General features: G+C 56.0%; 16 protein-coding genes. 8 read left to right on the top strand and 8 right to left on the bottom strand.

The window, feature by feature from the left end:
• Positions 1–40: 40 nt before the first annotated feature.
• The gene (gene msrA, locus HY2_RS00325; protein WP_034823545.1) at positions 41–694 is read left to right on the top strand and encodes a peptide-methionine (S)-S-oxide reductase MsrA; all 654 of its coding nucleotides are present in this window, start codon (positions 41–43) and stop codon (positions 692–694) included.
• On the opposite strand, the gene HY2_RS17670 is transcribed toward msrA, so the two are convergent.
• Positions 691–2409, bottom strand: coding sequence for an ArnT family glycosyltransferase (locus HY2_RS17670; protein WP_034823544.1), 1719 nt, complete (start codon positions 2407–2409; stop codon positions 691–693). The two genes, msrA and HY2_RS17670, sit on opposite strands and share 4 nt — an antisense overlap.
• A 261-nt stretch (positions 2410–2670) precedes the next feature.
• On the opposite strand from HY2_RS17670, the gene HY2_RS00315 reads away from it, so the two are divergent.
• From HY2_RS00315 to aguB, 3 genes are all read left to right on the top strand, one after another.
• Positions 2671–5988 carry a TonB-dependent receptor gene (locus HY2_RS00315; protein ID WP_034823543.1) on the top strand — a complete coding sequence of 1106 codons (3318 nt, stop codon included), beginning with the start codon at positions 2671–2673 and terminating at the stop codon, positions 5986–5988.
• 88 nt (positions 5989–6076) lie between these two features.
• On the top strand, positions 6077–7060 hold the full coding sequence (locus tag HY2_RS00310; RefSeq protein WP_034823542.1) for an agmatine deiminase family protein: 984 nt from the start codon (positions 6077–6079) through the stop codon (positions 7058–7060).
• A gap of 19 nt (positions 7061–7079) precedes the next feature.
• Entirely contained in the window at positions 7080–7919 is an 840-nt protein-coding gene (gene aguB, locus HY2_RS00305; RefSeq protein WP_034823781.1) for an N-carbamoylputrescine amidase, read from the top strand.
• Here aguB and HY2_RS00300 read toward each other — a convergent pair whose 3' ends face one another.
• Positions 7920–8474 (bottom strand): EF-hand domain-containing protein, encoded by a 555-nt coding sequence (locus tag HY2_RS00300; RefSeq protein ID WP_158533969.1) that lies wholly within the window; start codon positions 8472–8474, stop codon positions 7920–7922. It abuts the gene before it with no gap.
• Between the two features lie 199 nt (positions 8475–8673).
• Between HY2_RS00300 and HY2_RS00295 the strand changes: the two genes are divergently transcribed.
• Positions 8674–11124: a sensor histidine kinase gene (locus tag HY2_RS00295; RefSeq protein ID WP_233346094.1), complete on the top strand. Its 2451-nt coding sequence runs from the start codon at positions 8674–8676 to the stop codon at positions 11122–11124.
• Between the two features lie 117 nt (positions 11125–11241).
• Entirely contained in the window at positions 11242–12114 is an 873-nt protein-coding gene (gene yghU, locus HY2_RS00290) for a glutathione-dependent disulfide-bond oxidoreductase (RefSeq protein ID WP_034823540.1), read from the top strand.
• 6 nt (positions 12115–12120) lie between these two features.
• On the opposite strand, the gene HY2_RS00285 is transcribed toward yghU, so the two are convergent.
• Both HY2_RS00285 and HY2_RS00280 read right to left on the bottom strand, forming a co-directional pair.
• Positions 12121–12912 (bottom strand): class I SAM-dependent methyltransferase, encoded by a 792-nt coding sequence (locus HY2_RS00285; RefSeq protein ID WP_051594561.1) that lies wholly within the window; start codon positions 12910–12912, stop codon positions 12121–12123.
• Between the two features lie 25 nt (positions 12913–12937).
• Positions 12938–13909 carry an oxidoreductase gene (locus tag HY2_RS00280; RefSeq protein ID WP_034823775.1) on the bottom strand — a complete coding sequence of 324 codons (972 nt, stop codon included), beginning with the start codon at positions 13907–13909 and terminating at the stop codon, positions 12938–12940.
• 156 nt (positions 13910–14065) lie between these two features.
• Here HY2_RS00280 and HY2_RS16505 point away from each other — a divergent pair, with 156 nt between their 5' ends.
• Positions 14066–14665 (top strand): tetratricopeptide repeat protein, encoded by a 600-nt coding sequence (locus tag HY2_RS16505; protein WP_051594560.1) that lies wholly within the window; start codon positions 14066–14068, stop codon positions 14663–14665.
• Here HY2_RS16505 and HY2_RS00270 read toward each other — a convergent pair.
• A complete protein-coding gene (locus HY2_RS00270) occupies positions 14659–15213 on the bottom strand; it encodes a bactofilin family protein (RefSeq protein WP_034823535.1) in 555 nt (184 codons plus the stop codon). The genes HY2_RS16505 and HY2_RS00270 overlap by 7 nt on opposite strands.
• Positions 15214–15479: 266 nt before the next feature.
• On the opposite strand from HY2_RS00270, the gene HY2_RS00265 reads away from it, so the two are divergent.
• The gene (locus HY2_RS00265; RefSeq protein WP_162173269.1) at positions 15480–16061 is read left to right on the top strand and encodes a GH25 family lysozyme; all 582 of its coding nucleotides are present in this window, start codon (positions 15480–15482) and stop codon (positions 16059–16061) included.
• Between the two features lie 73 nt (positions 16062–16134).
• Here the strand turns inward: HY2_RS00265 and ilvC are convergent, their stop codons facing one another.
• From ilvC to ilvN, 3 genes are read right to left on the bottom strand one after another with little or no spacing between them, the layout of a single operon-like run.
• Entirely contained in the window at positions 16135–17154 is a 1020-nt protein-coding gene (gene ilvC, locus HY2_RS00260; protein WP_034823533.1) for a ketol-acid reductoisomerase, read from the bottom strand.
• Between the two features lie 52 nt (positions 17155–17206).
• Positions 17207–17863: a hypothetical protein gene (locus tag HY2_RS00255; RefSeq protein WP_034823531.1), complete on the bottom strand. Its 657-nt coding sequence runs from the start codon at positions 17861–17863 to the stop codon at positions 17207–17209.
• Positions 17860–18432: an acetolactate synthase small subunit gene (ilvN, locus tag HY2_RS00250; protein ID WP_034823529.1), complete on the bottom strand. Its 573-nt coding sequence runs from the start codon at positions 18430–18432 to the stop codon at positions 17860–17862. Before ilvN ends, HY2_RS00255 begins: the two co-directional genes overlap by 4 nt.
• Positions 18433–18542 lie beyond the last annotated feature (110 nt).

Below are 18542 nucleotides of genomic sequence, written 5' to 3'. Positions count from 1 at the left end.
GCGTTGTTTTCTGCCTGTGTAATCCGAGTATCGAGTTGTTATGCGTACACCTTCTACCCCCACAATCGCTGTCATAGCTGGCCTGTCGGCCATGGCGCTTGCCTTTCTCTCCAGTGCAGGCGCTCAGCAGGATTCCCCGCATCAGGATGCTGCCAGCAAGCGCCTGTCTCAGGCTGTTTTTGCCGGTGGGTGTTTCTGGTGTGTCGAGGCAGACTTCGACAAGCTGGATGGGGTCGTTGATACAGTTTCCGGATACACTGGCGGCCATGTGTTCAACCCTACCTATGAGCAGGTCTCTCACAAGGGCACCGGCCATTATGAGGCTGTCCGCGTGACCTATGATCCGGACGTGGTGAGTTATGACGCGTTAGTCAGCTATTTCTTTCAGCATGTAGATCCAACGGACCCGGACGGCCAGTTCTGCGACAAGGGTGACAGCTATCGCACGGCCATCTTCGTCAACACCGATGAAGAGCGCGAAACCGCCGAAATGGAAATCCACGAGATTGACGAGTCTGGTGTGCTGAAGGCCGCTGTTGTAACCAAGGTGCTGAAAGCGGAAACCTTCTGGCCCGCCGAAGAATATCATCAGGACTATTACAAGAAGAACCCGCTGAAATATCGTTTCTACCGCACCACATGCGGCCGGGACGATACGGTTCGGGATATCTGGGCGAAAGCCGACGACCACTAATCGTCTTTTGCCGGGCAGGGCGGGGCTTCAAACTCTGACTGCCCGTCATAGCGGTCTTCCCATTCCTGTGTCCGCGCCTGAGGCTGATAGCCTGTTCCCAGATACAGCTGGAAACGTCTGACAATCGGGCATCCATTGCTGCGCGTGCCAAGCGGAATGGTGATATCTCCCAATGACTCGAAGGTCTGGAAATCCCCGCGTAGCCTGGGCCGCATGGAAGCATGTTTGGAGACGACCAGAACACGCTGGGCCATCGGTCCTTCCAAAGGGACACTTTCGGAAAAGCTTTTCGGTCCAGCGTAGCGCCGCCAGGAAATCAACGGGGTGGCACGCTCGCGCGCATAATAGTCCAGCCCGTGCCAGACTTCGCGCTCATCCACCAGAACCGCAGTAGCTCCTATGTCCTGTGCGCGGGAGAAGACTTGTTCGGCGGTTTGCTCCCATCCACGCGTGCGTTTAAGGGCGTTGTCAAAGCCAAGAGCCGTGGACGTTGAGGCAGGTAAAAGGGCGATGGTCATGAAAGATATGGCCAGCACGGTGTGAAGTGTCAGACTGGTCCAGAGCAGGCCGGAAGGGGCGTGCTTCACGATATGGTCAAAGCCCAGAATGGAGAGGGCTGTCACCGTGCCGATGGCAAGTTTGGCAATCAGTGACATGTCGGGTGCAAACAGGAAGGCGGTGAAGCATATCCCGGCGATCCAGTACCAGAGGCTGCGATTTGGCCGTGCGCGTGTCAACCACGCGGCAACCAGAACGCAGGCACCAGGATAGGCGGTTGCGGCCCAGTTGGCATTGGCGCGTGAGAGGACGGCCTGAGCCAGAATAATCAGAAGGACGGGCAGGATAAAGCACAGCAGCCAGCGATCGCGGCCCATGATGCCCTGATCCTGGGTGCGCATGACGAATACCCCAAAGATCAATGCAAGGAAGCTGATCGGTCCGAAGACACCCAACTGGTCTACCAGGAAAGTGAGAGCGTGTTCCGGGTTCAGTAGATCTCCGCCCAAATTGGCGTTATCCACCGTGTGGCTGACGGTCTTGAAGTCATTGGCGGCATTCCAGGCAAGATGCGGTGCGAAGATGGTGAGCCCCGTCAGCAGGGCGGCGAGGCCTTTCCAGGTCAGCAGGGCGCGCCTGCTATCGGCATCGATGATCAGAATCAAAGCTGTCCCGATCAGGAAATAGACCATCGCATATTTGGACAGGAAGCCGAGCCCCACCGCAGCGCCCAGGCCAATGGCGCTCGCCCAGCTGCCGGTGCCGCTGCGCAGACGCCACAGGGCCCACAAGGCGGCGCACCAGAAGGGCATCAATACGCCATCTGTAGAGATAATTGCAGATGACAGAATAACTGCGGGCATCAGGGCATAGCCAATGCTGGCAAACATGCCGGTGCGCGCGCCGTACATGTCGCGGCCGAGGAAGTATATGATGAAAGCACCGATCGTGTGCAGGAATGCGGCAGGCAGACGAATCGCCCATTCTGCGTTTCCAAACACGGCTGTGAACGCATGGATAATCCACGCGATCATTGGTGGTTTGGAATAATACCCCCAGTCCAGCGTATGCCCCCAGCGCCAATACTGGGCTTCATCTGCGTAGAGATCCAGCGGGGAGGCAGCATTGAAAACCACCCGCACAACCAGTAACGCGATCAGGGCGAAGAAGGTGAAAGACCGCCAGTTATCAGGCGAATCAGCAGTGTGATCTGTCATCGGCAGGCGATTCCCTATTATCCTGAGACTTATGCCGTTCAGCCTGGGTAGAATATACCCCCGACTGCACAATTCCTGGTAAGTGTCGTTCCCAGAACCGTGTCTTTTTTGCATCGCAACAATATGATCACCATCAAACACGGAATTAACTGCTGAACCTTCAAGTTCTTGTCACTATTCTGTCATCCGGAGTCGTTATGCGACCCGGAAACCAGTCGCATGCAAGGGCGTGGCTGGCTTTAGCCGACTAGGGGAATAGTCATGACAAATTGGACCACTTTCGGGCGCGGAGCAGCTGTATCTGCTATTGCGCTTCTAGCCGTTTCTGGCGCTGCATTTGCGCAGGTGACCTCATCCAACCTGAACGGACAGGTGACGGATGAGACAGGCGCTCCAGTAGCAAATGCTACTGTTACAGTCACTCACACACCAACGGGGACGTCGACAACGCAAACGACCTCTGCAGGTGGTGTCTTCTTCGGATCAGGCCTCCGCGTAGGCGGTCCTTACACGATCACGATTGAGACATCTGAAGGCAAAACCACACGTGAAAACGTGTACCTTCAGCCTTCTTCCAACTCGCTTGCACTTACAGTGTCTCCTGAAGGCGAGCGGCAGCTTGAGCGCGTTGTTGTCATCGGTAGTGCTGGTTCGCGGCTTGACCTTAATGGTGGTGTGGGATCCTCCTTCACAGAGGATGATATACTCAACCAGCCGTCCACAGAACGTGACCTGATCGCGACTTTGGTTCGTGACCCACTCGCCTTCTCTTCAGGTGAGGGCATCATGTCCATCGCTGGCGCGAACCCGCGCTTCAACGCTCTGGCCATTGATGGTTCACTACAAGGTGATGATTTTGGTCTGTCTTCTTCCACATATGCCACCGCTCGCGCGCCAATTTCTCTCGATGCGATCGAATCTGCGTCCGTGGTTGCCTCTGACTATTCTGTCAAGTCTTCTGGCTTCACCGGTGGTCTCGTAAACGTCGTAACCAAATCCGGTACGAACGAGATTGATGGCTCTGTGTATTATTATCGTCAGGATGAAGACTATTACGGTAATTCAGCATTCGATCAGTATGTAGCGAAGGCCCCATTCACGGAAGAAGAGTACGGTGTGTCCCTTGGTGGACCGATCATCAAGGACAAGCTTTGGTTCTTCGGAACTTATGACAAGTTTGAATCAGGCTCTTCCTCGAACTTCACGCAGGCTGATATCGATGACGATATCAACCCTGCACTTTATGCGGGTTTGAATGACCTGGTTCAAAGCGTTTACGGCTTTGATATGGGCGGACGTCCGGACGTTGTTTCACTCCCTGTGACGTCTGAGCGTTTCCTCGGCAAGATCGACTGGCAGATTAATCAGGATCACCGCGCTTCCTTCACCTATCAGAAGACTGAGGAAAGCGGCGTTTCCAACGTTGGCCAGACTAATTTCCAGTCTGCCTATTACGCGACGCCAACGGAACTCGACGCTTACACGGTTCAGGTCTATTCTGACTGGACGGACAAGCTGTCCACTGAGTTCCGGGTCAACTATAAAGACTACTCACGTAGCCAAGACTGTAATGCTGGAAACGGCGTCGGTGAATTTGACATCCGCCTCAGCGAAGCTGACCTCGTCGGTACGCCGTTCGAAGGCTATCTTGATGATGGTGATGCTGACACCGCAGAAACGAACGATGTGTTCTTCGCGACGGGTGGCTGTGATATCTATCGTCAGGGCAATACGTTCGATGATGAGCGGCTGCAGATTTACGGTGCTGCCAATTACGTTCTTGGGGATCACTTCTTCACCGTAGGCGGTGAGTATCAGCACTACGAGCTGGACAATTTGTTTGCTCAGCGCTCCGTTGGTGAATTCGTCTTCAATTCGATTGATGACCTGCAAAACCAGACTGCAAATGTTTCGGTGCTCCTGCCTGACACTGGTGACCGTGAAGATATCCGCGCCGCATGGGGCTACGATAAGCTCGCCCTGTTCGCTCAAGACAGCTGGCAAATGCGTTCCGACTTCCGTCTCGACTACGGTCTGCGAATGGAAACTTTCATCCAGGACGATAAACCGCAGGAACGTACCTTCTTTGAAGCTGCTTACGGACAATCCAACACGGAAAATCTCGACGGCGATACTCTGGTCATGCCGCGTGTCGGCTTTGAGTACACGCCGTTTGACCGTACAAAAGTGACGGGTGGCTTTGGGCTCTTCGCCGGTGGTGATCCGCAGGTCTGGACCTCTAACGCATTTACCCCGCCAGTGTTCTTTGCAAGTGCAAGAGACCTGACAGGTGTTAACCCGGCAAACGGTACACCAGCGTCTCTGATTGAGGCTGTCAAAGCGAACGATGCTAACGATCCAGGCCCGATCGATATTATCGATCCTGATTTCGAAACGCCGTCTGACTGGAAAGCCAGCTTGCGTCTTGACCAACGCTTCGACCTGAACTTCGATCAGTTCGGCGTGCACCTCGGCGATGACTACTTGGTCAGCCTGCAGGCTCTCTATGCTGTCACCAATAATGGCTTCCGTTGGGTAGACCTTGCGCAAACAGATCTGGCCGCGGCTCTACCCGCAGGTGTTGCCCCAGATGGCCGTCCAATATATGCGGATCTGGAAGACTTGGGGATCAACAACGCTATCCAGCTGACCAATTATGACGATGGTTCTTCCCTGACGCTTACTGCAGCGCTTAGCAAGCAGTATGATAACGGCCTCGGCTTCTATGCGTCCTATGCACACCAGGACATTGAATCCGTAACTCCGGGTAGCTCTTCTCGCGGTGTATCGAACTTCCGTTCGATAATTGACTTTGACCGTAACAACCCTGGTGCCTATACAGCGCCTTACCAGACAGAGCACGCCTTCAAAGTGAACCTTTCCTACGAGAAAGAAATCTTTGGAGACCTAAACTCTCGCTTCAACCTGTTCGGTCAAATCTACTCTGGCGAACCGTTCTCCTACACCTTCGATATCAGTAGCTCTAATGCTCTGTTCGGTCGTCCGGGTGATGGTGAAAGCCCGTACGATAATGACCTGCTCTATGTGCCGGCCATTAGCGGCGGCGCAATTAACGATCCGGGCGTCGTGGTGGCGAGCGGTTTTGATGAGCAGGCCTTCATAGAGTATGGTCAGTCACATGGCTGGGATTTCGGATCCATTCAGAAGCGGAACGACGACGAGAGCTCGTGGACTCAGCGCTGGGACTTCCAGTATCAACAGGAGCTGCCGTTCTTTAATGATGCCGCCGCGAAATATGTCGGTGAAAACCGCCTGAAATTCGTACTCGACATCAAGAACGTGGCGAACCTGCTGAATGATGAGTGGGGCACGCAGTATAGCGGCTCGAGCTATGATGAAGTTCACACGGTTCAGGCTGATATTGTCTCAGCTGCAGACGTGGCTCTAAACGGCATTGACGGAGCGACAGCTCTTAGGGGCGATGCTCCGCGCACGACCTGTATTGCTTCTGGTGACTGTGTCTATCGTTTCAACGATTTCGATGCTGATCCGACAAGCTTCCGCAGCCTGACTCAGTCGGTCTACGAGATCCGGATCGGTCTGCGTTACGAATTCTAAAGCCCGCTGGCTTTATTGAAATTCGGGAAGGGCGGTCTTGGGAGAGGCCGCCCTTTTCCTTTAATGAAAGCTGTGGCATGGCGCGCAAATGACTGAAGAGACGACACATCTTTTGCCCGAATGGGCTCCGCATGCTGCCCTGTGGGTGGGCTGGCCTCGCCTTGCGCAGGAGTGGGGTGGAAACTTGACAGGTCCGCGCGCCGAAATTGCGTCCTTTATCAAGGCGGCGTCAGAATATGTGCCCGTACGTGTCGCGGCAGGCTCGGATGAGGCAGCGGCCTCAGCGGCTGATACCCTTCAGGGGGCGGGCGAGATCGTTCGCATCCCGACAGGTGACATCTGGCTGAGGGATACTGGCCCCATTGTGACGGGCAGCGGGGCAGGCCGGACAGCACAGGCCTTCCGTTTCAATGGCTGGGGAGGGAAATACCTGATGCCCGGCGATACAGAGACAGCGGGAGCTGTTGCTGCGCATGAAGGCCTGCCTGCCATCAAGCACGATCTGGTCCTGGAAGGGGGCGGCATTGATGCCGATGGGGCCGGCCGGTTGCTGACCACGCGCCAATGCCTGCTTAACCCAAACCGCAATCCTGATCTTGATCAGGACGCGATCGAAGCGGCCATCCGCTCTGCGCTGGGTGTGTCAGATTTCATCTGGCTAGGAGATGGCTTGCTGAACGACCATACTGATGGTCATGTCGACAATATCGCCCGTTTCATTGCGCCGGGACATGCGCTTTGCCAGCACACCTCTGGCGATGACGATCCGAATGCAGAAGTCCTGACGGAGATCGAGACAAGCCTGCGCCGGGCCGGACTTGCAGTCTCCACGATACCTTCACCGGGTTTGATCAGGGATGAGGATGGAAATCCCGTTCCGGCAAGCCATATGAACTTCACGATCACGAACGGGGCCGTACTGGTTCCGGTCTATGAGGATCATTACAGTCTTGTGGCCCTGGCTGAGCTTCAGGCTCTGTTTGAGGGACGGAAAGTGATCGGGCTGCCCGCGCGTCACATTCTGAATGGGGGCGGAAGCTTCCATTGCATGACAAGAGAAATTCCCGCCTGATTTGCAGCAGGAGCCTGACATGCGTAAACTTACCCTCGCGGCCATCCAATTCACGCCATCTGATGATGTGCAGGAAAATATCGACCGCGTTGCTGATTATGTGCGGGACGCGGCCAGTAAGGGCGCGGATGTTGTTCTGCCGCCCGAATTGTTCTGCGGCTATTATTTCTGCAAGACTCAAGAAGAAGAGCACTTTGCGCGGGCCTATCCCTGGAATGAGCATCCAGCTGTGGTGCAATTGGCAGAGCTGGCTGCTGAATTGGGCGTCGTTATTCCGGTCTCGATTTATGAGAAAGACGGGCCGCATTATTACAATTCTCTGGTCATGCTGGATGCTGACGGTGCGGCGCTTGGCGTTTATCGGAAAAGCCACATTCCTGATGGCCCAGGCTATCAGGAGAAGTATTATTTCCGCCCAGGCGATACCGGGTTTCGCGTCTGGGAGACGATGAAGGGTCGGATTGGTGTCGGGATTTGCTGGGACCAATGGTTCCCGGAGGCGGCACGCTCCATGGCCCTTATGGGCGCGGATGCGCTTCTGTACCCCACGGCAATCGGCTCAGAGCCGCAGGATAGTAGCCTGGATACGGCGGCGCGCTGGCGCCGCGCCATGCAAGGGCATGCTGTCTCCAACACCATTCCGGTGGTGGCTGCCAATCGTGTCGGGAATGAAGAGGGCCAGATCTTCTATGGAACCAGCTTCATTGCGGACCAGACCGGCGAAATCGTGACAGATTTCGACCGCGCAGAGCAGGGGGTACTGCTTGCAGAGTTTGATCTGGATGACGTTGATCGCGAACGCGCTGCCTGGGGGTTCTTCCGCGACCGGCGCACAGACCTTTATGATGGTCTTGTCTGATCAGTTCCCAAGAGGTTCGTCTGGCATCAGGCGAGACATTTTCCTGCGTTCCCGGTCCTGCTTTGGCGCGTGGAGGGATTTGACGAGAATTTCGCCGGTTTCTTCCGCATAATCCTCGGCGAGCACATTGATAACATGCATGAATTCTTCATGGCTGACCATGCGGTCGAGGTTCGGGTCAAAATAGGCTGGGTTGCTTAGCGTATCATCGCGAATGATCAGGGTTTCAGCCCAGGATATCTGCTCAAGGGCGCTGAGGAAGCTGTCTTCATTTGTGTCAGCCACCAAGAATGCCGCTTCCGCGCCAGATTTCAATTCTTCAGGGGTGATAATCCCATCTTCATTCTTGTCAAAGCTGACAAACAGGCTGCCGCCGGGGACAAGCCGTTCGGTCTTTTGCCGCTTGTCCTTCCCTGGTCGCTCGCCACTGGTGCGCATCACGCCTTGGCCGGGAAGGCGCACGATTTCATCCGGATCCTCGCTGGCTTGGGCATATATCGGGGCTGGTATGCAGAGCAAGGCCGATACGGCAAAGGCTAAAACCCGATTTCGCATAACTGACTCCATCGCCATTCGAGACCTCAGAGTAGGCCTGTGTGTCGTTTTGGCAACATGACGTTTCAGTTATCTTGTGTGGACAGCCCTGTGGCATTAGCCTCTTGTTAACGCCGCCTTAACGCAAAGGGAGCAATCCGTTAACCAGTTGCGGCCGCTGAACAGGTGGCTGATTCGCACGAGTTGGATTGAAAACGCTATGGCGATTACGGCGGACCAGGTACCTATCATCATGTCGGCCGGCGCGACGGCGCTGGGCTTGGCGGCGCTGTTGTGGGCCATGCGCGTGTCAGATGGCGCACGAGGCGCAGCGCGAAAGTACAAGGACCGGTCTTCCGATCTTGAGACGACCTTGGCCGAGCATCGCTCCATCCTAGGCGCCCATCCGGGCGTGATCCTGGTCTGGCAGGGCGATGCGCTGGAAGCCGATGATGTGGAAATTACACCGCCGGAGCTTTACGGCTCGCCTGTTGCTCTTGCGGGTCTGCTCAGCTTTACCGATGACGCTATCTCGCCCGACCCTGCGGTACGCATCATTGAAGGCTTGGCGGATCTTGAGGCTCGCGACAGCTCCGGACAGGACACGACGCTCCGCATTCGCCTGCGTGAACTGCGTGAAACAGGACAGGCCTTTTCTCTAACGATCATCGGTCCATCTGGTCGCTTTCTTGAAGCTGACGGACGCACTGCCGGCGCCCGTGCTGTGGTCTGGGTCACCGATACAACCATCAAGGGTCTGGAAGAAAGCTCTGCCCGCGGCAAGCTGGAAGAAGCCCGCCAGGTTATCGCGCGAGACCCCACAGCCTTCCTCGACATGCTGGGCAAGGCCCCATTCCCGGCCTGGCGCGTGTCCGGCATGGGCAAACTGCAATGGGTTAATCCAGCATATATTGAAGCGGTGGACGGCGTAAACCTTGACCGCGTACTGGACCGCCAACTTATGTTGGACCAAGCCTCCTCGGACCAGGCGCGCAAGACGATTTCCGAAGGCGCCGATATTGATGAAACCCGGCACATGATCATTGACGGCGAGCGCCGCGCGATGCGTGTGCTGACATTCCCGCTGTCTGGCGGCGCAGGTGCCATGGCCTTTGATGTCACTGAGCAGGAGAATGCCCGCGAGGAACTGAACCGACATGTTCGCGCACATGATGAGACCCTGAACCATGTGGCGGACGCCGTTGCCATCTTCGGTGCGGACCGGAAGCTAACCTTCTACAATAAGGCCTTCCGCGACATGTGGGATCTGGATGAAAGTTTCCTGCTGGATCGTCCAAATCACGGCCAGCTGCTGGACCGTCTGCGCGAGCGTCGCAAACTGCCAGCCCGGACGAACTATGCCGAATGGCGTGCGGAGGAGTTGTCCTACTACCTGGATATTGACGGCGTAAAGGAAGACACCTGGTCTTTGCCTGATGACCGGACCCTATCCGTTACGCGCCAGCGTCACCCAATGGGCGGCTTGCTTCTTCTGTTCAAGGATATCACCGGCGAGTTGGACCTCAAGACCAAGTTCAACGCCATCGTCAAAACCCAGGCGTCCACGCTGGACAATCTGCATGAGGCGGTTGCCGTGTTTGGCGGCGACGGACGTCTCAAACTATTCAACAGGGCGTTCGAGCGCCTCTGGAATCTTGATCATGATCGGTTGAAGGACCAGCCGGATTATGCCGATGTGATAGAGGAATGCGTACCGCTTTTCCACGATCTGGAGATCTGGGACAGCATCAAAGGACACATCACGGATCCTTCCGCGCGCGCGCGTCAGTCCACCACGGGTGAGATGCGACGGTCAGATGGCTCCATTCTGACTTATCTGACGCATCCGCTGCCGGACGGTAATACGTTGATTGCGTTTGCGGACGTTACCGCAACCCGCCGGGTGGAATCTGCCCTACGCGACCGCGCGGAGGCTTTTGAGGCAGCTGACCGTCTGAAGACGGAGTTTGTTCGCAATGTATCCTACCAGCTGCGCTCTCCGCTGACGGTGATCTTCGGCTATGCGGAATTGCTGGAAACCCAGCGCAATGGCGACTTGACCGAGCGCCAGGCGGATTATGTCAGCGCAATCCTCTCTGCCTCCGACCACCTCTCGAAGCTGATCGAGAACATCCTCGATCTGGCGATGATCGAGGCTGGCCGTATGGATCTAGACCTCAAGGATGTCGATCTGCATCGTGTGATCGATGAGAGCATCGACATGGTCGTTTCCAAGGCAGAAGATACCGAGATTGCCGTGCGGGCAGATGTAAAAGGCTCTCTTGGAGTTATCCATGCGGACGAGCGCCGTATCCGTCAGGTGTTGTTCAACCTGATCTCCAACTCCCTGCGCTTTACGGATTCCGGCGGCGAGATCACGATTTCTGCCCAGCGTGTCGGTGACATGGTAACCCTGTCTGTCCGCGATAATGGCCGCGGCCTTGAGGCTGACAAGCGGGCAACGAGCTTTGATAGCTTCGTCTCCGGAGACCAGCGTGGCGCCGGACTTGGGTTGGCTCTTGTGAAGCACTTTGTAGACCTGCACGGTGGCACGGTGGGAATGCGCCCGGTTGATGGTGGCGGCCTTGAAGTGACCTGCTGGCTACCCGTTCAGGCGGCGCGCAATGTTCACAATCAGGAGCTTTTGCTGACCGAGGGGATGTCAGCCTGACGGGTAAGCGAGGTTTTATTCCACCCGTTGTTTAGGAATTCTCACAAAGAAGTTTGCTGACAATCCGCTATCCACTCCTACATGTTTGCAAGAAACGCAAAAGGAAGGACGCAACACATGGCCGATGATACTTACACACCCCCAAAGGTCTGGACCTGGGACAAGGGCAGCGGCGGTCGGTTTGCGAATATCAACCGGCCCATCGCCGGCGCGACGCACGAAAAGGAACTTCCCGTCGGCGAGCATCCGCTTCAGCTCTATTCGCTGGGCACGCCCAATGGAGTGAAGGTTACCATCATGCTGGAAGAGTTGCTGGCAGAGGGGCATGAAGGCGCGGAATACGATGCCTGGCTGATCAATATTGGGGAAGGGGACCAGTTCGGGTCCGGCTATGTTGAACTGAATCCGAACTCTAAGATCCCCGTCATGTTCGACATGACCACGGAAACCCGCGTATTTGAAAGCGGCTCAATCCTGCTCTACCTGGCTGAGAAGTTTGGCGCCTTTCTTCCAACCAAACATAACAAACGTACAGAGGCCCTGAACTGGCTGTTCTGGCAAATGGGCTCCGCCCCTTATCTGGGCGGCGGCTTTGGTCATTTTTACGCTTACGCGCCGGAGAAATTCGAATATCCGATCAACCGGTTCGCCATGGAAGTGAAACGCCAGCTGGACGTGCTGGATCGTAATCTGGCCGACCGCGAATTCATGGCTGGGGATGAATACAGCATTGCGGATATGGCAATCTGGCCATGGTATGGCGCACTGGTAAAGGGCCTTGTCTATGACGCGGGTGAGTTCCTTCAGGTGCAGGAATACATGAACGTTATCCGCTGGACAGACCAGCTTGCCAAGCGCGAGCCGGTCAAACGAGGCCGCATGGTCAACCGCACATTTGGCGATCCGGCATCGCAGCTGCGCGAGCGGCATGATGCGAGCGACTTTGACACAAAGACGCAAGACAAGCTGGAGGGGGCATCCTCTAAATAGTCCTTGTCAGGGCTTTTCGAATTTCAGCACATAGCGGTCAGTGTGTCGGCGGATGGCAGGATCGAACACGTTCAGGGTCCGATCATCCGCAGGATTGGCCAGCATGTCACTTTCCTCAACCAGTTCGAGGCCAGTGTCTTCTGCCATTTGAACGAGGATCTCCTTGGCCAGGCGGTGCGTTTCACCGCCAGTCGTCGCTGGGGCACCGTCGGGGGCATTGTGGTCGATCACCACAAAGTGTCCGCCAGGTTTGAGCACACGGGAAATTTCAGAAAAGGCTGTGATAGGATCGCCCAAGTCTCCCGGCTGCATGCCTTCCGGCGTGTACCAGAGCTCATGTGGCCCTAGCAGCCAGGTAACAAGGTCTGCCTGCTGGTCACCGACAGGTTCAAGATCATCAAACGGCACTTTGATGTGGGTGACATTCATCAGACGCCCATCCATGCGCTTTTCCACAGAGTCGCCCAGGAAGACATCAAAGGCGGGTGGATTCTGGAGAAAGACGCGGCCCTCTTCACCAACAACGCGTGAGAAAAGCTCCGTATACACGCCTCCACCTGCTTCAAGGTCTACTACCGTCATGCCAGGCTGCACGCCCGTAAATTCCAGAACTTCAAGCGATTTTCGGATCTCGTATTGTTCATAGTCGCCTTCCGGACGATCATCCTTCACAAAGACGGACGAATAATCGTAGGCAGGCGTCACCGTTTCCATGGCTATGGAATCTTGAGTGGCTGCATTATGCGCGCATCCTGCTAGCAGTGTGGCAGAGAAGGCCAGAAAGGTGATCTGCTTCATCGTTTCAATTCCCGTTTTCAGCGCCTTAAAGGCTCTGCAGCATTTTTTCGCTCATCTCCCAGAGACGCTCGGCTTTTTCATCATCACAGATCCAGGGGCGTGCATGCTCCCACCGCTGACTGTCCTCTGTTGCCAGTTGCGCGATGTCGCAATCTTCGCAATAGACGCCGCCTTTGCCTTCCAGCTTGGGGGAGGTGGCCACCCATACGCTGGTTGAGGCGCCTTGTTCGGGCGTCTTGAATATGGCCTGCACTTGCGGTGGGATAGTACCGTCAGAATTTTTCCAGCCAAGCGCCGCCATTTCCTCATCGCTGAGATGGCGTTGCAGGGGCGTGAAAATCCCGCCGGGGTGGACGGAGAATGCGCGAATACCAATGTCGCGACCACGTCGATCAACGCCCAGGGCAAACAGGGCGCATGCAGACTTTGACTGCCCGTATGCTTCCCATTTGTCATAAGGATGAGAATTGTAATTCGGGTCGTCCCAGATGACATCCGAGCGAACATGTGCCGTCGAGGAGAGGGCTACCAGTCGTGCCGCTTCGGCGCGCTCAAGGGCAGGAGCAAGTGCCATGCTCAGTTTCATGTGCGCCAGATGGTTCACGCCGAACTGCCGTTCCCAGCCAGGGCCGACCCGGGCCTCAGGGCAGGCCATGATGCCGGCATTATTGATGAGAATATCGAGGGAGCGCCCCGTCTCTTCATAGTCGGCGGCGAATTTGTTGACACTGGAAATGTCTTCAAGGTCCATCGCGGCAATTTCAACATTACCGGCAATGTCCGCGAGCGCCTGTTCTGCAGCATCCATCCGGCGGGCAGGTACTGTCACACGCGCGCCCGCGGCTGCCAAAGCTCTCACTGTTTCCAGGCCGATGCCTGAATAACCGCCGGTGACGATGGCATTCTTCTCTGAAAGATCAATGTTCTCAAGAACCTCACTGGCCGTCGACTTGGCGTGAAAGCCTGATCCGATCGGTTTTTGGTCTTCCTGTGCCATCTCCATCCCCTTCACTGTTGGTTCAGCTGAATAATCCGAGTGTGCCCTTCAGTCGGCAGGCCCGCAAGTTTCACCTTACTGAAAGGTAAGTCGGCTGTTGCATGGACGGGGCATAGCGCGCCACTTATATCAGAAGCATATTGAGGGAGATGACCCATGCGTATCGCAGCAACAGCATTATCCATTCTGGTTCTGGCTGTTGCAGCTTTGCCAGCCACGGCGCAGTATGGAGACGTAAAAAGAACCCAGGCAGAGATTGCACTGGAAGAGGCGAGGTCTAGCCTGGAGGGCAATCGAGCCGCGCGCAGCGACGCTCTCACGGCGTGTGCCAGCCGCGACTATGATGCCTGCTTCCGTCTTGGAGATATGTATCGCCGGGGCATGGGCGGCCTGCAAGATTATGAGAAAGCCGCAGAAGCCTATCGTAAATCGTGTAATGGCAAGAATGGCGAAGGGTGTGCCGGGCTGGCCTATCTCACCACACATGGCCGCGGTGTTGATGCTGACCCGGTCAAGGCGCGTGTTCTTTACGAAAAATCCTGCGATTATGGCGAACTGAGTGGCTGTGCCGCCTACGGCAACATGCTCTATACGGGGCAGGGCGGCAGCAAGAATGTCGCCAAAGGCCAGCGTCTGCTGCAGGATGCGTGCGATCGGGATTATGAGTGGGCTTGCGACCGGCTCACAGGCCTTGGCGCGTATCAGCCTGACGATGATACTTGGCAGCGCCTGAAGGATGCAAAATCCCGCTACTGATTTTCGTTCATTGCGGCCAATCTTCGGGCGAGGTTGGAGCCTGGCAGAGGGCTGGAGGAACGTTGAGGTACTGCGGGTGGCACTGGGGTCTGCTCTTCAGTAGAACTTGCCTCTTGTGACAGATCCAGACGTTGCTCCGGTAGGACTTCAGAGATTGTAAGGTCAGCTGTTAGCAGGGACCCTTCATCAACGCGGATACTGCGTGTGTGAACATTGCCGCGTACATCCGAGCCTGCCCAGATTTCCATGGAGTCTGTCGCCAGTGCACTGCCGTTCAGTTTGCCGTGTACGATGATGATGGCCGCATCCAGAATGCCATCAATCATGCCCTGCGTTTCGACGATCACCATACCATCGGATTTGATCCGCCCTTTCAGACTGCCAGCGACGGTCAGAGGACCGGAGAATGTGAAATCTCCTTGCAGATGACATCCAGCGGCTATGAAGCTGCCCTCTCCAGAACGCATCTGACGGCTGTTCTCAGCCCGGTCTTTCTCGATTTTAGCCATCACACGGTCTTTTCTTGTCTCGGCCCGAACCACCAGCATACTGCATCATTCCACAGTGTGACAGGTCAGGCACTTGATTTCATTGTTTTTATTGCACGCTGCCAACTGAAGTAGGCGTGTATGCTTATGATATGGTGCAAGTTTCGGGCAATTTCTGCTCGCGTCCATGCCATATTTCAGTGTTGAAACAAGGGATGAAGTGGATTTGCCTTCTCCTTTGTCTGTCGCTCGCCTTGATGGGCTGCGAGCGCTCCGCCAGCTTATCGGGCGCGCCGTCTGCTGTCTTGCGGCCAGGTTATGTCGGGGTGGATCTGTCCCACCACAATGGCCGGATCGACTGGAATCAGTTGGAAGAGGCACCGATTGACTTCATCTATCTGAAGGCCACGGAAGGTGGCGACTGGAAAGACCCACGCTTTCTGGCACATTGGCGTGAAGCTAAGGCACGCGGCTGGCTGGTTGGAGCCTATCACTTCTATCGTCTGTGCCGACCGGGCTATGAGCAGGCGCAGAACTTCATCCAGACCGTGGAAGTGAGACAAGGCACATTACCGCCTGCCGTGGACCTTGAATACGCGCACAATTGCGAGCCCTATGGCTCAGCGCAGGAGACCCTGGCGGATCTGGACCAGTTCCTGATCAGCCTCGAGGCGGAATATGGCATGCGCCCTGTTCTGTATACGACCAAGGAGTTCCATGCAGACTGGCTGGCTGGGCGGTATGATACCTATCCGCTCTGGCTGCGGGCGCTGGGAGACGAAGTTCCAGAAACACGCGATCATCGCCAGGTCGACATCTGGCAATATACGATGTCCGCTCGTGTGCCTGGCATAGAGGGCAAGGTCGACATGAACAGGGTGCCGGGTGTTCGTGCCGATAATAAGTAAGTGTGCTGATGTTCATGAAAAAGCCCCGGACCTTATGGCCGGGGCTTTCGCATGAATCACAATAAAGGCGTGACTAGTTACGGGATTTGTCGACCAGACGGTCGTTCTGGGCCCAGTGCATCATGCCGCGCAGTTTTTCACCGACTTCTTCAATCGGGTGGCTGTTCATGCGCTGACGCATGGCGTTGAAGCCCGGTGCGCCAGCCTGATTTTCCAGAACCCAGTTACGCGCGAAGGTGCCGTTCTGGATGTCTTCCAGAACCTTTTTCATGTTTGCCTTGGCTTCGGAGTTCACGACACGTGGGCCGGAAACATATTCGCCATATTCGGCCGTGTTTGAGATCGAATAGTTCATGTTGGCGATGCCGCCTTCATAGATCAGGTCGACGATCAGCTTGGTCTCGTGCAGACACTCGAAGTATGCCATTTCCGGGGCATAGCCTGCTTCGACCAGCGTCTCGTAACCGGCCTTGATCAATTCGACGATGCCTCCGCAAAGAACGGCCTGCTCGCCGAAAAGATCGGTTTCAGTCTCTTCACGGAAGGACGTTTCGATCACACCGGCGCGTGTGTTGCCGATGGCCTTGGAGTAGGACAGGGCAACTTCTTTTGCGGTGCCGGTTGCATCCTGATGGATCGCGACGAGGCCCGGTAGGCCAAAGCCCATCTGATATTGCGCGCGCAGCGTGTGGCCAGGGCCTTTGGGGGCAGACAGGGACACGTCAACATCGGCGCGTGGGCGGATGAGGTTGTAGTGTACATTGAAGCCATGACCGAACATAAGGTGCTGACCGGCGCGCAGGTGCGGTTCGATCTCGTTGGCGTACAGAACGGCCTGCTTTTCGTCCGGGATCAGGATCATGATCACGTCGGCCCATTGAGCGGCTTCTGTGGGCGTGACAACTTCCAGACCTTCGGCTTCAGCTTTCTTGCGGCTTGGGGAGCCTTCATACAGGCCGACTTTCACATTCTTCACACCGCTGTCGCGCATGTTCAGAATGTGGGCGTGGCCCTGGCTGCCATAACCGATGACGGCGACTTTCTTGCTCTGGATGAGGGAGAGATCCGCATCCTGTTCGTAATATATTTTCATGGGCCTATCAGTGCTCCGCTAGAGAAATTATTTGTGGGGGGAGTTTTCCAAGTCAGTTGGTGTTGCACAGCCAACCATCTGAAAAATTGGCGACGCCGATCACGCTGCGATTGAGATCGGCAATTTTGTCCGTGGCGTCGGCATGACGCGAAAAGTCCCGCGGGCCTTCAACCGTTTCGATACGGGTGATGATGTCATGAGAGGACAGCAGCAGCTCATAGCTGCGCGACCCATCCGCGTTGACGATCATTTTCTGCCGTGTGCCATAGGCGGGTACGGTCGGCTCTGCGGCAGAGAGCAGGGACAGCGCCGCCTTGTTGGCAACATTGTCCGGCAACTGGATCTGCAGACGGCAAGGTGGAACAGGACTTGCGGTCTCGCGAGTACCGGGAACAGAACGCGCATCCAGCATCATTGTGCCACCCGCGTCCGAGATGTCATAGACATAAGCCGTCCCGCTGGGGGACTGAGTGTCGACAATTGTGATAATGGGGGAGGGCGAGGGACCGAAAATATCACGGGCTCGCGCAGAAACCATCTGTGCCCGGTCAATGTCGCACTGCAGCTTTGCGTCATCTCCCTTGTAGGGCACAGCCATTGCGCTATTGCCTGACATTATCAGGCGGCAGCTTTCAGGCTGCTCTTCAAGAGCATTCGCGGCACCGGCCGTCAGCGCAAGACTGATCGCGAAGAGGGAGGCGAGTCTCATCCTTTCTCCTTCCCACGCTTTATGGACAGAACACCTGTCCGGCTGACTTCCACGAGGCCAAGCGGACGCATCAGGTCAACAAATTGCGTAATCTTGTCAGATGCGCCCGTCAGCTCGAAAATGAAGCTCTCATTTGTCGTATCTATCACATTTGCGCGGAAAATTTGAGAGATGCGCAGGGCTTCAACCCGAGCTTCGCCTTTTCCAGCGACTTTAACGAGGGCCAGTTCACGCTCGATGCCGCGTTTGGACTTCGTGATATCAATCACTTCTCCCACCGGAACAAGACGTAGCAGCTGGGCCTCGATCTGTTCCAGAATATGCGGCGTGCCCTCGGTGACGATGGTGATGCGGGATTGATGCTGGCTGGCATCAACTTCGGCCACAGTCAGGCTGTCGATGTTGTAGCCCCGGCCAGAAAACAGACCAACGACACGGGCCAGAACGCCCGGCTCGTTGTCTACCATCACGGCCAGTGTACGGCGTTCAATTTCCTCGTCTGCATGAGAGAGGAAATAGGCCGATTTCGGATTACCCTGCGGTGGGCTGCCTGCTGATCCGTCGCTCATGGGCGTATCTCCGTATGTGCCTGTCTTGCCTGGCTCCCTTCTATAGAAGGGACTGGCTGGCGGGAAAGGTGTTTTGCCGTCTGCCTGGATGGGCGGCGGATGGCCTGTGT

The organism is Hyphomonas pacifica (assembly GCF_000682675.1).
Classification (GTDB): domain Bacteria; phylum Pseudomonadota; class Alphaproteobacteria; order Caulobacterales; family Hyphomonadaceae; genus Hyphomonas; species Hyphomonas pacifica.
This window is presented reverse-complemented; position numbering and strand designations above follow the sequence as displayed.